General features: G+C 41.2%; 14 protein-coding genes and 2 tRNA genes. 10 read left to right on the top strand and 6 right to left on the bottom strand.

Annotated elements, in window-relative coordinates; translation table 11 throughout:
* Window positions 1–151 precede the first annotated feature (151 nt).
* The gene (locus tag C5470_RS03350; protein WP_166285937.1) at window positions 152–622 is read left to right on the top strand and encodes an outer membrane lipoprotein; all 471 of its coding nucleotides are present in this window, start codon (window positions 152–154) and stop codon (window positions 620–622) included.
* An 84-nt stretch (window positions 623–706) separates the two neighbouring features.
* Here the strand turns inward: C5470_RS03350 and slyA are convergent, their stop codons facing one another.
* Both slyA and C5470_RS03340 read right to left on the bottom strand, forming a co-directional pair.
* Window positions 707–1,138, bottom strand: a complete 432-nt coding sequence (gene slyA / locus C5470_RS03345) for a transcriptional regulator SlyA (RefSeq protein ID WP_046976046.1) — start codon at window positions 1,136–1,138, stop codon at window positions 707–709.
* Window positions 1,139–1,697: 559 nt separating this feature from the next.
* Window positions 1,698–1,937: a DUF1289 domain-containing protein gene (locus C5470_RS03340; protein ID WP_166285935.1), complete on the bottom strand. Its 240-nt coding sequence runs from the start codon at window positions 1,935–1,937 to the stop codon at window positions 1,698–1,700.
* A 172-nt stretch (window positions 1,938–2,109) separates the two neighbouring features.
* On the opposite strand from C5470_RS03340, the gene gloA reads away from it, so the two are divergent.
* Both gloA and rnt read left to right on the top strand, forming a co-directional pair.
* Window positions 2,110–2,523, top strand: coding sequence for a lactoylglutathione lyase (gene gloA / locus C5470_RS03335; RefSeq protein ID WP_166285933.1), 414 nt, complete (start codon window positions 2,110–2,112; stop codon window positions 2,521–2,523).
* Window positions 2,523–3,179, top strand: a complete 657-nt coding sequence (gene rnt / locus C5470_RS03330) for a ribonuclease T (RefSeq protein ID WP_166285931.1) — start codon at window positions 2,523–2,525, stop codon at window positions 3,177–3,179. The genes gloA and rnt overlap by 1 nt, the downstream gene beginning before the upstream one ends.
* A 114-nt stretch (window positions 3,180–3,293) precedes the next feature.
* Here the strand turns inward: rnt and C5470_RS03325 are convergent, their stop codons facing one another.
* Complete coding sequence (locus tag C5470_RS03325) at window positions 3,294–3,641, bottom strand: Grx4 family monothiol glutaredoxin (protein ID WP_166286338.1); 348 nt, start codon at window positions 3,639–3,641, stop codon at window positions 3,294–3,296.
* Between the two features lie 570 nt (window positions 3,642–4,211).
* Between C5470_RS03325 and purR the strand changes: the two genes are divergently transcribed.
* The gene (purR, locus tag C5470_RS03320; RefSeq protein WP_166285929.1) at window positions 4,212–5,237 is read left to right on the top strand and encodes an HTH-type transcriptional repressor PurR; all 1,026 of its coding nucleotides are present in this window, start codon (window positions 4,212–4,214) and stop codon (window positions 5,235–5,237) included.
* Window positions 5,238–5,243: 6 nt separating this feature from the next.
* On the opposite strand, the gene punR is transcribed toward purR, so the two are convergent.
* On the bottom strand, window positions 5,244–6,152 hold the full coding sequence (gene punR, locus C5470_RS03315; RefSeq protein ID WP_166285927.1) for a DNA-binding transcriptional activator PunR: 909 nt from the start codon (window positions 6,150–6,152) through the stop codon (window positions 5,244–5,246).
* A gap of 148 nt (window positions 6,153–6,300) precedes the next feature.
* Here punR and punC point away from each other — a divergent pair, with 148 nt between their 5' ends.
* Entirely contained in the window at window positions 6,301–7,500 is a 1,200-nt protein-coding gene (gene punC, locus C5470_RS03310) for a purine nucleoside transporter PunC (protein WP_166285925.1), read from the top strand.
* A gap of 298 nt (window positions 7,501–7,798) precedes the next feature.
* Window positions 7,799–8,950 carry a cyclopropane fatty acyl phospholipid synthase gene (gene cfa / locus C5470_RS03305; RefSeq protein ID WP_166285923.1) on the top strand — a complete coding sequence of 384 codons (1,152 nt, stop codon included), beginning with the start codon at window positions 7,799–7,801 and terminating at the stop codon, window positions 8,948–8,950.
* Window positions 8,951–9,002: 52 nt separating this feature from the next.
* Here cfa and C5470_RS03300 read toward each other — a convergent pair whose 3' ends face one another.
* Window positions 9,003–9,980, bottom strand: coding sequence for a CgnE/CgnB domain-containing protein (locus C5470_RS03300; protein WP_166285921.1), 978 nt, complete (start codon window positions 9,978–9,980; stop codon window positions 9,003–9,005).
* A 424-nt stretch (window positions 9,981–10,404) separates the two neighbouring features.
* Window positions 10,405–11,061: a riboflavin synthase subunit alpha gene (locus C5470_RS03295; RefSeq protein ID WP_166285919.1), complete on the bottom strand. Its 657-nt coding sequence runs from the start codon at window positions 11,059–11,061 to the stop codon at window positions 10,405–10,407.
* 224 nt (window positions 11,062–11,285) lie between these two features.
* Between C5470_RS03295 and C5470_RS03290 the strand changes: the two genes are divergently transcribed.
* The 4 genes from C5470_RS03290 (at window position 11,286) to pykF (ending at window position 14,842) form a co-directional block, all read left to right on the top strand.
* Window positions 11,286–12,659, top strand: a complete 1,374-nt coding sequence (locus C5470_RS03290) for an MATE family efflux transporter (RefSeq protein ID WP_166285917.1) — start codon at window positions 11,286–11,288, stop codon at window positions 12,657–12,659.
* A 170-nt stretch (window positions 12,660–12,829) separates the two neighbouring features.
* A tRNA-Val gene (locus C5470_RS03285) sits at window positions 12,830–12,906 on the top strand.
* A gap of 32 nt (window positions 12,907–12,938) precedes the next feature.
* A tRNA-Val gene (locus C5470_RS03280) sits at window positions 12,939–13,015 on the top strand.
* Between the two features lie 417 nt (window positions 13,016–13,432).
* On the top strand, window positions 13,433–14,842 hold the full coding sequence (gene pykF / locus C5470_RS03275) for a pyruvate kinase PykF (RefSeq protein WP_166285915.1): 1,410 nt from the start codon (window positions 13,433–13,435) through the stop codon (window positions 14,840–14,842).
* Window position 14,843 lies beyond the last annotated feature (1 nt).

Raw genomic sequence — 14,843 nt, 5'->3', positions numbered from 1 at the left:
GACGTTTAATATATGTTTAGCACTAGATTGCTAATGTACCGACTATTCTATCCGAATAAATTTTTTATTACTTGTTGCCAATGCCGGTTGTAGCCTGGTTGCCCATAAGCTATCAGATTTCCGCAGTCAGGCATCAAAATCAGGAGTTACTATGTTTAAGCATTTTTTAGTTAGCGCGGTTGCAGTCGCATCATTATCAGGCTGTGTCAACACCGATTCCCTTTCTGGTGATACTTATACTGCCGGACAGGCTAAACAAGTCCAGACAATCTCCTACGGTACGGTTGTTTCCGTTCGTCCTGTCAACATTCAAGCTGGCAGCAATGAGAATGTATTAGGTGCTATCGGTGGCGCAGTTCTGGGTGGCCTGGTCGGCAATACTATTGGTGGTGGTAGTGGTAACACATTGGCGACTGCCGCAGGCGCGGTTGCCGGTGGTGTTGCAGGTCAAAACATTCAGGGGGCACTCAACACAACTAAAGGTGTAGAACTGGAAATTCGTCGTGACAGCGGTGAAAGCATCATTGTTGTTCAAAAACAAGGTAAAACAGTCTTCAGTAAAGGCCAACGTGTCAGAATCGCAGGCCAAGGCAGTAACATTACCGTTTCACCTCGACAATAAAATATAGATAAGAAAACCGTGACTTCAGCTTTGTAAGCCGCGGTTTTCTTTCATCTGGTTAGCATTTCATGGATATCGTCATTACTATCTACTCTGTAATTGGATAATATTTTGCTCTAGTTTCTGAACTAAAGTGGAAAGAAAAGCAAGTTCCTCGCGTGAAATACCTTCCAGAATCTCATTTCTTGTCGATTCAATAACACCATCTAGCTCCCTAATAACCGACGCAGAGTCTTCAGTCAGCTTGATTCTTTTTGCACGACGATCATTGGCACAAGTATGCCGGGTGATAAGTCTTTTTTCCTCAAGCTGATCTAATGTCCTGACTAAAGATGGTTGTTCGATACCGATAGCTTTCGCCAACTGTATCTGAGATTGCTCCTGAGGTAACCGGCTAATATTGTATAACGTTACCCAATGAGTCTGAGTTAATTCCAACGGCTTTAAACGATAGTCAATTAAAGCACGCCAAATACGGACTAACCGTGCCAGATCTGATCCCAATGTAGATTCCAATTGTCCCTCCTTAAATAACTAGCCTACTAAACATAACAGCCAAATTTTTCTAAATCAGGCTAATTAGCCTTAAAAAAGTATATATAACTTCTGTGTAATCACAGTAAACTCTTAGTAACTAACTAATTCAGGTAACTATAACCAAGAACAACTAAACTTAAATTCAATTCAGAACAAAACAATTAACATACAATATTTTTAACACAAAAACTATCAGAACTATGAATACAAACAAATAGAAACCAATAAATATCATTCAATACTTTATTCCAAGTACTATAAGGATAGCTGTCATCTAAATGCTAAGCTATCTATTTTTACATTAATGTTGTTTTTATTTTACATTTGTCACACAATCAAACTTAAAATTCCATTTAAAACATAAAGTTATAAAAACATTTAAAATAAAAACTGTTAGTCATCCCATTGAGCAATAAATAAAAAAATAACAAACAAAACACCTTAAATTATAGTAGAACATTTATAACTTTGCCAAAAATATAACCCTATATAAGTAAATCATTGAATTGTTAACTCTAATAACCTCAAAATTTTCTAATTAAAATAGGGATGGCTGCTCAGGCAATTCTTCATCTGTCTGATTTTGTGCTCTCACTGCACGTAAATATCTTTGCCGGCACAATCTCAATACTTCACGCTTTTGTCCATCTGACATTTTCATCCAATTAAATCTTTCTTCCCGACTGCGATAACATCCCAAACAAAAGCCCCGCTCATTAGCCTGACAAATTCCTCGACAAGGACTGGGAATAGCAAAGAACTCTAGTTGCTCGACCATCACATCCCGTTTCCTATACAATTCACATGCTATATTTAATTATAAACCCAGATGAGAATAAATTATAATTATGGATAAATTGAACTGTAACCGTAAGACACGTTATAGTTAGTAGTTTTTGTGCGGCCTGCCGCACAAAAATACTGAGAAAACCATTAAATTAGAGGTAATTATGCGCTTACTCCATACCATGATCCGCGTAGGTGATCTACAACGCTCCATCGACTTTTACACTAAAGTATTAGGAATGCGCCTGCTGCGCGTCAGTGAGAATACAGAATATAAGTACTCACTCGCCTTCGTTGGCTACACAGATGAAAGCGAAGGGGCGGTGATCGAGTTAACTTATAACTGGGGAGTTGACCATTATGCAATGGGAGAGGCCTTTGGTCACATAGCATTGGGTGTTGATGATGTCGCAGCCACTTGCGAATGTATCCGCAAAGCGGGGGGTGACATTACCCGTGAAGCCGGCCCGGTAAAAGGTGGAACAACCATTATTGCTTTCGTTGAAGATCCAGACGGTTACAAAATTGAACTTATTGAAAATAAAAATGCCAGCAACGCCCTGGGTAACTCAATCTGATGTTTGATAAAAAAGAGCCAAACGTCCTTAGTGGACGTTTTCGAGGTTATTACCCTGTCGTTATTGATGTTGAAACTGGCGGCTTTAATGCCAAAACAGACGCGTTACTTGAAATTGCCGCCATCACACTGGAGATGGATGATCAAGGTTGGCTGGTGCCCAGTGAATCACTTCATTTCCATATTGAGCCATTTGAGGGAGCAAATCTTGAACCAGCAGCCCTAGAGTTTACCGGCATCGATCCATCAAATCCGCTACGTGGCGCAGTAAGCGAATATGAAGCTTTACACGCTATTTTTAAAATGGTCCGTAAAGGGATAAAAAACAATCATTGCAGCCGGGCCATTATTGTTGCGCACAATGCTAACTTTGATCATAGCTTTGTTATGGCTGGCGCAGAACGCGCCAGACTGAAGCGGAATCCGTTTCATCCATTTGCGACTTTTGATACAGCTGCTTTAGGCGGTCTGGTATTAGGACAAACGATTTTAGCAAAAGCCTGTGCTACAGCCGGGATCCCATTCGACAATACTCAGGCTCACAGCGCCTTATATGATACTGAGCGCACCGCTGAATTATTCTGTGAAATGGTTAATCGCTGGAAACAACTTGGTGGTTGGCCATTAGCAACAGCAGAAGAAGAAAAAACCGGATAGACTTATAGCTAACTATAAGATTAATATAATCAAATTGAAATTTAAGCAATAACAAAAACCCCCATATATCTACATATGGGGAGATAGCACAATAGCCTGTCGCTAATTTAAAAATTATTCTGTTGCGTTTTCGTCTTGAGAGCGATATTTATCAGCGGTCTCTTTAATTAATGTTTGTAGCTCACCTCGTTGATACATTTCAATAATAATATCGCATCCACCTATCAACTCCCCCTCAACCCAAAGCTGAGGAAAAGTTGGCCAATTAGCATATTTTGGCAATTCTGCACGAATATCGGGATTTTGCAAAATATCTACATAAGCAAAACGTTCACCACATGCAGATAAAGCCTGAACAGCCTGTGCAGAAAATCCACAATTTGGTAATTTAGGAGAGCCTTTCATATACAGCAGAATCGGGTTCTCTTTAATTTGGCGCTCAATCTTATCAATAGTCGTCATTTTTATTTCCTTTAAACCAACATCGTCACAATATTGGCGGAGAATACCATTTTCTTTCACTAATATGCATCCTGATATTTTCTTATCCTTGAACAGATGGTCTCTTTTTGACTGTTATATTCAAAGGGCAGATAAGCCATTGAAGCTGCCTGCCCTCTTTCCTTTCAATATAAAACCCAATTTTTACATCACCTAATCAATTCAAAACATCAGGCAAAGATCACGCAAACAGCGGCAAAAATGGCAATCATCACCAACGTGCTCACCGCAGTAAATAAGCCAAGCTTCAAATCGGTATTCATCGATCCCCCTCAGAATAGAAGTCTATAACCACAAATACCATTCAGTTAACATGGTTAATTATCCTTAACATTAAGGAAAAAACATAAAATAGCGATTACCCTGTATTTTATAACATTGATTATTGCTTTCACTTTTGAGCCAGATCAGACAAAATTCAGGATTTATCGCTAATTTATTGCCAGCAGACACCCTAATGTATAAAGATACTGGCAAACAATTAACAAAGAGTTTTAAATTTAGACCAAAAGGTCAGGAGTCTTTCATCTCATGGCAACGATCAAAGATGTGGCTAAACACGCTGGCGTTTCAACCACTACCGTATCCCATGTTATTAATAAAACCCGTTTCGTCGCCGAAGATACCAAGGCCGCCGTTTGGGCTGCTATCAAAGAATTGAGTTATTCACCCAGTGCCGTTGCTCGCAGTCTGAAAGTTAACCATACAAAATCGATCGGATTACTGGCAACATCCAGCGAAGCCCCCTATTTTGCTGAAGTCATTGAAGCCGTTGAAAACAGTTGTTATAGCAAAGGCTATACGCTGATTTTGTGTAACTCACACAATAACATTGATAAACAGAAAGCCTATCTGGCCATGCTGGCACAAAAACGGGTGGATGGATTGCTGGTGATGTGTTCAGAATACCCGGAACAGTTGTTGGGAATGTTGGAAGATTATCGCCATATTCCCATGGTCGTCATGGATTGGGGACAAGCCAGAGGTGATTTCACTGATACTATTATTGATAACGCATTCCACGGCGGTTATCTGGCTGGTCGCTATCTTATTGAGCGTGGTCATCGTGATATTGGTGCGATCCCTGGTCCCTTAGCACGAAACACCGGTGGTGGCCGTCATCAGGGGTTCTTAAAAGCATTAAAAGAAGCCAGTATTCCAATCAGAGAAGAGTGGATTGTTCAAGGGGATTTTGAACCAGAATCGGGCTACAAAGCCATGCATCAAATTCTGAATCAAAAACAGCGTCCGACCGCAGTTTTCTGTGGTGGCGATGTGATGGCAATGGGGGCTATTTGTGCTGCTGATGAATTAGGATTACGCGTCCCACAGGATATTTCTGTGATCGGTTACGACAATATACGCAACGCCCGCTATTTCTCTCCAGCATTGACAACTATCCATCAGCCAAAAGAACGTCTGGGGCAAATGGCATTTTCTATGTTACTGGACAGAATAGTCAGTAAACGTGAAGATGCACAAACTATTGAAGTACATCCACGTTTGGTTGAACGGCGTTCTGTCACAGATGGCCCATTTATCGACTATCGCCGTTAATCCTCCCTATTCATCCTGAAGCCATTCAGCATTAAGAGTTTCACTATCGCCGAGATAACCAAGAAGCCAACTTAATGCCGGAGAATGGCTATTTTGCACCCATGTCAAACAACATGGGCTATCTGGCAAAGGCTGCTCTAATTCCAATGCTTCCAGTTTCTTCTGCCGGATCAGTGGCATTGCCCTATGCTTCGGGACCATTCCCACACATAAACCCTCATTCAGACAAGCCAGACCAGACTCCCAATCAGGTACCACCAGCCTGCGCTGATTATCCAGAGTCCAGGTATCACGCTTCGGTAAATTGCGGGATGTATCCTCAAGACACAAGCTAGGATAAGGTCGCATTTGATCATCAGACAGTAGACCCGTCAGCTGAGTTAAAGCATGACCCGTACTGACGACACACAGCCAGGGCATAAACCCCATATCCCTGAAACTGTACCTTTCCCCTACCGGCGCTACCCGGGTGGCCCCAATTGCAACATCAACCCGGCCATCCACCAGCGCGTCCCATACACCATTGAATACTTCCTGATGAATAAACAGCTCTATATCAGGAAAATGGTGATAAAAATCAAGAATAAGCTGACGACTGCGTTCTGGTTTAACAACCCGGTCAATCGCAATACTGAACTGCCCTCTCCAGCCATTTGCAACCTGTTGGCACTGATGACGCGTGTCAATCATTTTTTTGATAACAGCGCGAGCCTCTTTGATAAAAATACTGCCTGATTCAGTTAATTCCACATCCCGATGACGACGTTCAAACAACGGGACGGCAAGCCACTCTTCCAGCTGCCTTACGGTATAACTGATCGCAGAAGGGACGCGGTGAAGTTCCGTTGCAGCAGCACTAAAACTTCCCGTTCTGGCAACAGCATCCACAACTTCAAGTGAATATTCTGACCACATAATTTTACCTTTCAATTTTTTTCATAGCATTATCCAAATATTACCGTTTCACAAGTAAAAATCACGGCATATAGAATATGTACAAATATTCTTATCTACCTATTCACAGCAAGTTATTTCAATCATGATATCCAAAGAGAGTAATCAAATGAAAAACTCAAGTCAGTTCATGTTCTACCTTGCAGGCTTGAGTATGCTGGGTTATCTGGCTATTGATATGTATCTACCGGCATTCGGCCCTATGCAACAAGAATTGGGCACATCGGCGGGAGCAATCAGTGCCAGCCTGAGCATCTTTCTTGCAGGTTTTGCCTTTGCTCAACTTTTGTGGGGGCCTCTTTCAGATCGCTTTGGAAGAAAGCCTATTATTATCACCGGGTTATCAATGTTTTCTGTTGGCTGTCTGGGTATGCTTTGGATAACAGACGCCACGCAACTTTTAGTTTTGCGTTTTATCCAAGCCATAGGTGTTTGTTCAGCCGCGGTTTCATGGCAAGCATTAGTTATTGATCGTTATGATGCCAACCATACCAAACGCGTTTTTGCCACGATCATGCCCCTGGTCGCACTTTCCCCCGCCCTGGCGCCTTTGATAGGGGCCTGGCTGTTACAACATGGCGGCTGGCGCATCATTTTCCTGGTATTACTGGCAATTACATTATTACTGCTGTTGCCTACTCTATTTCTGCAAGAAAACCGCAAAAAAAAGAGTGAGACTGAAACGCAGAAAAGCCATGTATCTTTCTTTACGTTACTAAAATCGCCGGTGTTCAGTGGCAACGTCCTGATATTTGCATCATGCAGCGCTGGTTTTTTCGCCTGGCTAACAGGTTCACCTTTTATTCTCGGTAATATGGGCTATAGCCCAAACGACATCGGTTTGAGTTACGTGCCACAAACATTAGCCTTTATGGCCGGTGGTTATGGGTGCCGCAGTATCTTGACCAAAATAAGAAGTGAAGTTGTTTTCCCTTATCTGTTGGTTGGCTATGCTGTCAGCATGATTGTGCTGTATTTAATCGCAAAATTCAGCGAACCAACTATGTTCACGATTCTGGTCCCTTTCTGTTTTATGGCCGCTATGAATGGTGCTTCATATCCAATTGCAGTCGCTAATGCTTTATCCGCTTACCCACAAGACAGTGGAAAAGCCGCCGCATTGCAAAACACGCTCCAATTAGGGCTCTGTTTTATTGCCAGCCTGATTGTTTCAGCATTTATTAACAATCCGCTTATATCGACAACCACTGTCATGGCTTCTACCGTTATTCTGATGGCATTAGGATATTTTATACAGTGGAAAAAAAAAGCTGATAGCTGTATTCAATCTGTTGAAAAACATTCCTGATATTAATCAAATCATTACTTCAATAAAGACTGTTAATTATCAATTAATTACAGTCTTTATTTATTAATTGATGAAACAACTTTCCGCTTTTATACTCATACAAGCTCCTTATTATAAATAACCTGAATTTGAGGTTTTCAGGAGCAATGATGGCCCCGATTAAGTTTATGGATTAGTCATTTTTAGGGTTTCTCGCTTTAATTCTTTGCTACTTTTTGCATTTTGCTCCCTCGCATTCTGCTTTGTTAGCTAAAACGAACCCCCCTCAATATTCCATCACCCTAACCTTGGAGAGTATATGAGTTCATCGCACATTGAAAACCAAAAAATCGTCACTAATTTCTGGCAGCGAATTGCCAATGAAATGCTACAAGAAGCAGGGGTTCAGATTAATGGTCACAATCCCTATGATATCCAGGTAAAAAACCCTGATTTCTATAAAAGAGTTTTACAACAGGGTTCAATGGGATTAGGTGAAAGTTATATGGATGGCTGGTGGGATTGTGAGCGGTTAGATATTTTCTTTTATCGCATTTTACGTGCTGGATTAGAAAATAAAATTCCCAGTAATTTCAAAGATACACTGAAAATCGCAATAACCCGCTTACGTAATTTACAAACTCCAAAACGATCATGGATTGTCGGTCATAAACATTATGATTTAGGCAATGATCTTTTTACCCGCATGCTTGACCCTTATATGCAATATTCCTGCGGATATTGGAAACAAGCAGAAACATTAGAACAGGCTCAACTTGATAAATTGAAGCTCATCTGCGAGAAATTAGAACTCTCTCCAGGTATGACTCTGCTGGATATTGGGTGTGGTTGGGGTGGGCTATCAATTTATGCTGCAAAAAACTATGGTGTTTTCGTAACCGGAGTAACCGTTTCGGCTGAACAACAGAAATACGCACAGAAACAATGTGCAGATCTGGACGTAAACATTATTCTAAAAGACTATCGGGATTTACATCAGCAATTTGACAGAATTGTTTCTGTTGGTATGTTTGAACACGTCGGGCCTAAAAATTATTTGACCTACTTCGACGTTGTTCAAAGAAACCTGAAACCTGATGGTTTATTCCTGCTACACACCATCGGCTCCAACAAAAGCAAAGTCAGCGCTGACCCGTGGATCAGCAAATATATTTTTCCTAATGGCTGCGTGCCTTCTCTTGAACAAATAGCACACACCAGCAAAAGCCGTTTTGTTATGGAAGATTGGCATAATTTTGGTGCCGATTATGATCGCACACTGATGGCCTGGCATGAAAGATTTATTGCCCGTTGGCCGGAGATACAAGATAACTATAGTCCAACATTTAAACGCATGTTTAGCTATTACCTGAATGCCAGTGCAGGTGCATTTCGTGCGCGCGATATTCAATTATGGCAAATCATGTTCAGCCCAAAAGGTATTGAAGGCGGGTTACGGGTAGCCCGGTAATTAACCAAAAGCTACAGTAGGTTCCCACTGTAGCTTATAAATGTATTTTTCACTAACGAAAAGAACCAACATAGCCATTATCAAAAAAGGTCGTTTGATCAAATGCTATTTTTCCACCAGAAAATATCAAATCTAAATGATGACTTCCCTTTACACCACCTCCCAAGCCAAGATGTAAACCAGGATGACGTTCTTCAAAACCCGCATTTCTGCCGTAAAGTGCTTTCACTCCCGTATTGGTGCCAATACCAAATTCTTCAACGATTCGATTTCCGTGATTATGGTTTAGATATAAATTAAAATCTCTATTAAATTCCACATTATCACAATCAAACCCAATGATTTCACCCTCTTTTATATTTATCGTCATCATATCATTGACAACTCCATATTTTATGGCGAATGGCGCAGTACTCAAAAAAGTGCCACTAAAACTAACCCTACCGCTAAGGTTCTTTATATGACTCGCAATTTCCCCAGGAATAACATCAAGATTTCCATTACCATCAATGGATGTCCACTGATGGTCTCTATCCAAATAACCTACAATTGAGCTTCCTTGATTATCTGTATATTGAATCTTCTGTGATCGGCTTGATAGTTCAATCAATTTTTTGTTTCTTTCTGTTATTGATGTTTGTGATTCGCTGAATGCCTCAATAAAATGAGGGCCATAATCTTTAAACAGTACTGATTTCTTCCACGATTCAGTAATAAATTTTCTTATTTTGATTAAATATTCTGGCCCTTGTGGAGATGCGTTCTTTAATGTTGATGATGCGTAAAGAAAAATAAATAAATCGCAATCGGATATTTTTTGTTTTACATCGTCTGCTGATGTTTCTTCTAAAAAAGCGAAATCAGATTTTACATTAAAATTCTTTTTGTACCCATGCAACTTTTGTGCAATATCGCTATGCTCAGTATCAGATCCAATAAATATCTTTATACATTCACCATGTCTTACTTTATCCGAAATTGCAGGGTGATATGATAAACAACGATACATATTTTCAAAACTTTTATCCATGAGAGCAATCCTATTTATCTTTAAGTAAGGGGAAACCCCCTTACTTAAATTATAGAGAACCACTAAGGGCTCTATTATAGGGAACCATTAAGGCCAAAGTGCTGTACCGAAAGGTACAACAGCTTGTGCATTCATCATTTCAACAGCATCATCATGTGTAGGTTCTTCAAGCCATTCATCTAACTCAATCGCGTTTTCCATAAGATAGTCTCAAAAATATAATTGTAAGGTTAACCTGCACTTTACGAAAAAGCACATTAACACAATAGTAACAATGATAACCATATTAAGTAACACAATACGCAAGATACTGAGATGTAAATCACAAAAGGATTATTAACAGGCTCAGCGAGCCTTGTTGGTATACAAGTTAATTTTGTTCGGAAGCGACAAGAAAACCCTCCTATCGCTTCTTATTTATTGATTATTCGCCAATAACAGTGACTGGAGGCTGAAAGATAACTTGTTCCCGCTCTTTCTGAGCAAGGACGCGCTCCACTGTATCGACAAGCGCCTGAGTCTGTGAATCAATCTCAATATTCACTTTATGACCAAGACGTTTTTTGCCCAATGTTGTACGCTCCAGTGTTTCAGGAATAAGGTGGACACAAAAACGATTATTCACTACATCACCAATCGTCAGGCTAATCCCATCAATGCCGATAAACCCTTTATGAAGAATATATTTCATCAATTGCTTATTGTGGACCCGGAACCATATTTGATGATTATTTTCTGAAGTGAAAATTTTAGCTATCTCAGCAACAGTAATAATATGGCCGGACATCAAATGCCCACCAATTTCATCACCAAATTTAGCGGCCCGCTCCAGATTTACATAATCCCCTACCTGTAAATCACCAAGATTGGTCAAGCGTAAAGTTTCTTTCATTAAATCGAAACTGATCTCATCGCCTTCTATTTTGGTTACCGTCAGACAACAACCGTTATTAGCAACCGATGCTCCTGTTTCAATGCCTCGCAATAATTCAACCGGAAATTTAACGATATGAGTTCGAAAGTTGTTTTTTTCATCAATAGCAACTAATGGTGCTTTTCCCTGCACGATACCAGTGAACATAGGAGAACCTCTTAATGACCATGTAAAATTATTAGTTAGTTTATATCAAGTTGCCACTTATAAATACCATCTGAACATTTGAATATAAACTCAGCATTATTGTTGGCTAATATAGTATTAAACAGATACAATATCCCAGTTAGTAAACGGTTGATTTTTCAAAAATCGTTTCTTATATGCAGGAGTTTTCCTTAATATTTTTTACTTTCAAAAAGGTGTAATACGTGCAGAAGTATTTAAAAGAAGCGCGTAGTCTGCTTGCTCTGGGGATCCCCGTCATTATTGCCCAATTCTCACAAACTGCAATGGGGGTTGTGGATACAGTTATGGCAGGTAGCGTCAGTGCAACAGAAATGTCCGCGGTTGCTGTTGGTACCTCTATCTGGCTGCCAGTGATTTTATTTGGTTACGGCTTACTATTAGCTTTGACACCAATCATTGCACAAATGAATGGTTCTGGTCGCAGAAACCTGATTGCCAGTCAAACTCAGCAAGGATTTTGGTTAGCGACTTTCCTCTCAATTATAATTATTGTTATTCTATACAACAGCAAATTTCTTATTGACAGGCAACACAATATAGACCCGCTTTTGGCAGAAAAAGCGGTTGGATTTACCCACGCAATAATGTGGGGTGCGCCGGGCTATCTGTTTTATCAGGTACTCCGTAATCAATGTGAAGGTTTATCGAAAACCAAACCGGGAATGATCATTGGTTTTTTAGGGTTATTAATTAACATTCCGATTAACTACGTACTCATTTACGGTAAATTCGGTGCTCCCGCGATGGGTGGTATTGGCTGCGGTGTCGCTACTGCCAGTGTTTACTGGGCCATGTTCCTGTCAATGCGCTGGTATGTGAAACATTCATCATCACAAAAGGATATCCGCCCTAAACATCGTTTTGCGGCACCTGAATGGCATACCTTGAAACGCATTTCGGCCCTTGGTTTGCCTATTGCTATGGCCGTGTTTTTTGAAATTACGCTGTTTGCGATAGTGGCATTATTGGTCACCCCTTTAGGCATTACCGCGGTTGCCGGGCACCAGATTGCACTGAATTTCAGTTCATTGATGTTTATGTTCCCAATATCTTTAGCCGCAGCAACCACTATCCGCATTGGCTACAACCTGGGGAAAAAATCTACCGAAAATGCCCGGATATCAGCTTATGCCGGTCTTGCCGTCGGTTTGATGTTTGCCTGCTTAACCGCAGCCTTTACTGCCATTCTGCGCGAGCCGATTGCCTTGATGTATAACGACAATCCTGACGTTATCATCATGGCGTCAAATCTGATGCTGTTTGCCGCTTTTTACCAACTGTCTGATGCCATACAGGTGGTGGGCTCCGGTGTTTTACGTGGCTATAAAGATACGCGCTCGATCTTCTATATCACTTTCATCGCCTACTGGATACTGGGGCTGCCAAGTGGTTACATTCTGGGATTAACCGATTATGTTGTACCTGCTATGGGGCCACAAGGGTTCTGGATCGGCTTTATTATTGGCCTGACCGCATCAGCAGTGATGATATCCTGCCGCATTTTGTGGACACAAAAACAATCAGACGAGGTAGTTCTGCAACGCTCAAGCCACTGATTTGCTTTCCCTAAAACCGGGGACGAATATTTAACTGACGGAATAAACGACAAATTCGCTGTAACAGATGCAAATACGAACAGTTGAACAACAATTTGTATTATTCCCCTTGCCAGAAGGCTAACTCGCCGTTAATATTCGTCCCCGTTGTCACCAATGCAATTTAGATTGCGTCCGTAGCTCAGTTGGTTAGAGCACCACCTTGACATGGTGGGGGTCGGTGGTTCGAGTCCACTCGGACGCACCAAATTGCTTGATTGATAGTCCTCTCTTTTTAGTGCGTCCGTAGCTCAGTTGGTTAGAGCACCACCTTGACATGGTGGGGGTCGGTGGTTCGAGTCCACTCGGACGCACCAAATCTCTGAAATCATTCTTTTGTTCTGAAATAATCAATTGATTTTTCATCAGAAAATTGAGCAATAAATTATAATCCCTGCTGTTATTTGCGTTATTTCTTCGTCCTAACGTTATAATTAATTCATATAATCATTTTTTGATTCATTTCACAGAAATAAGTCTCTATAATACGGCCCAATTTATAGTTGAATGGTTTCAGCACATTAATTTACTGAATGCTGAAAAATGACAGATTGATAGTATGCATAAGTTCACATAATTACATGTGCCTGAATTCACACACAAAACACTGCATGTCTTCCCCGTCACCTGTTCTTAATGATGTTGCGCAACATTCAGCACCCGATGGTATCTGCGCAAACCATGAAAGTTGGTGGTTCACTATTTTATCCATTAAAACCCGTAGATAGATTGTCATGAAAAAAACCAAAATTGTTTGTACTATCGGACCAAAAACAGAATCCGAAGAAAAACTGACCGAACTGTTGAATGCAGGCATGAATGTTATGCGCCTCAACTTTTCGCACGGAGACTATGAAGAGCACGGCCAGCGTATTCAAAATATCCGTTCAGTTATGACTAAGACAGGCAAACCGGCAGCTATCCTGCTGGATACTAAAGGCCCTGAAATTCGAACCATGAAGCTGGAAGGTGGCAATGATGTTTCCCTGACTGCTGGTCAGACTTTCACTTTTACCACCGACACGACCGTTATTGGTAATAAAGACCGTGTTGCTGTAACTTACAGTGGTTTCCCTGCGGATCTGGCTCCAGGTAACACAATCCTGGTTGATGACGGCTTGATCGGCATGAGAGTTAAAAAAGTCACTCAGTCAGAAGTCATTTGTCAGGTTTTGAACAACGGTGATTTGGGCGAAAATAAAGGGGTTAACCTGCCTGGGATATCTATCAGCCTGCCAGCCCTGGCAGAAAAAGATAAACAAGATTTAGTCTTTGGTTGCCAACAAGGTGTTGATTTCGTCGCTGCTTCTTTCATCCGTAAACGCTCTGACGTTCTGGAAATCCGCGAACATTTGAAAGCGCACGGTGGGGAAAAGATTCAAATCATCTCTAAGATTGAAAATCAGGAAGGTCTGAACAACTTTGATGAGATCCTGGAAGCTTCTGATGGGATCATGGTTGCCCGTGGCGACCTCGGTGTTGAAATCCCGGTAGAAGAAGTTATCTTCGCCCAGAAGATGATGATTCAAAAATGCAACATGGCCCGCAAAGTTGTTATCACTGCAACTCAAATGCTCGATTCCATGATCAAAAACCCACGCCCTACCCGTGCTGAAGCCGGCGACGTAGCTAACGCCATTTTGGATGGTACTGATGCAGTTATGCTTTCCGGTGAAAGTGCAAAAGGCAAATATCCAGTAGAAGCGGTGACTATCATGGCAACGATTTGTGAGCGCACAGATCGTGTCATGCCAAGCCGCATTGAAGCTGTCAATTGCCGCAAATTGCGCGTGACCGAAGCAGTATGCCGTGGCGCCGTTGAAACAGCTGAAAAACTGGAAGCCCCCCTGATTGTAGTCGCAACCTATGGCGGTAAATCTGCTAAATCTATCCGTAAGTACTTCCCAGGCGCATCTATTCTGGCATTAACCACTAATGAAGTGACTGCACGCCAATTGCTATTAGTTAAAGGTGTTTCTACTCAAATCGTTAAAGAAATCGCATCTACCGACGATTTCTACCGCATCGGTAAAGAAGCAGCACTGGTCAGTGGGCTGGCGAAAAAAGGTGAAATTGTGGTTATGGTATCTGGCGCTCTAGTACCAAGTGGTACAACCAATACATCGTCTGTCCACGTTCTTTAAT

Origin of the sequence: Photorhabdus stackebrandtii (assembly GCF_011189495.1) — a bacterium.
In the GTDB taxonomy this organism is placed as follows: domain Bacteria; phylum Pseudomonadota; class Gammaproteobacteria; order Enterobacterales; family Enterobacteriaceae; genus Photorhabdus; species Photorhabdus khanii.
The sequence above is the reverse complement of the archived record's forward strand: the minus strand, read 5'-3'. Positions and strand labels throughout refer to the sequence as shown.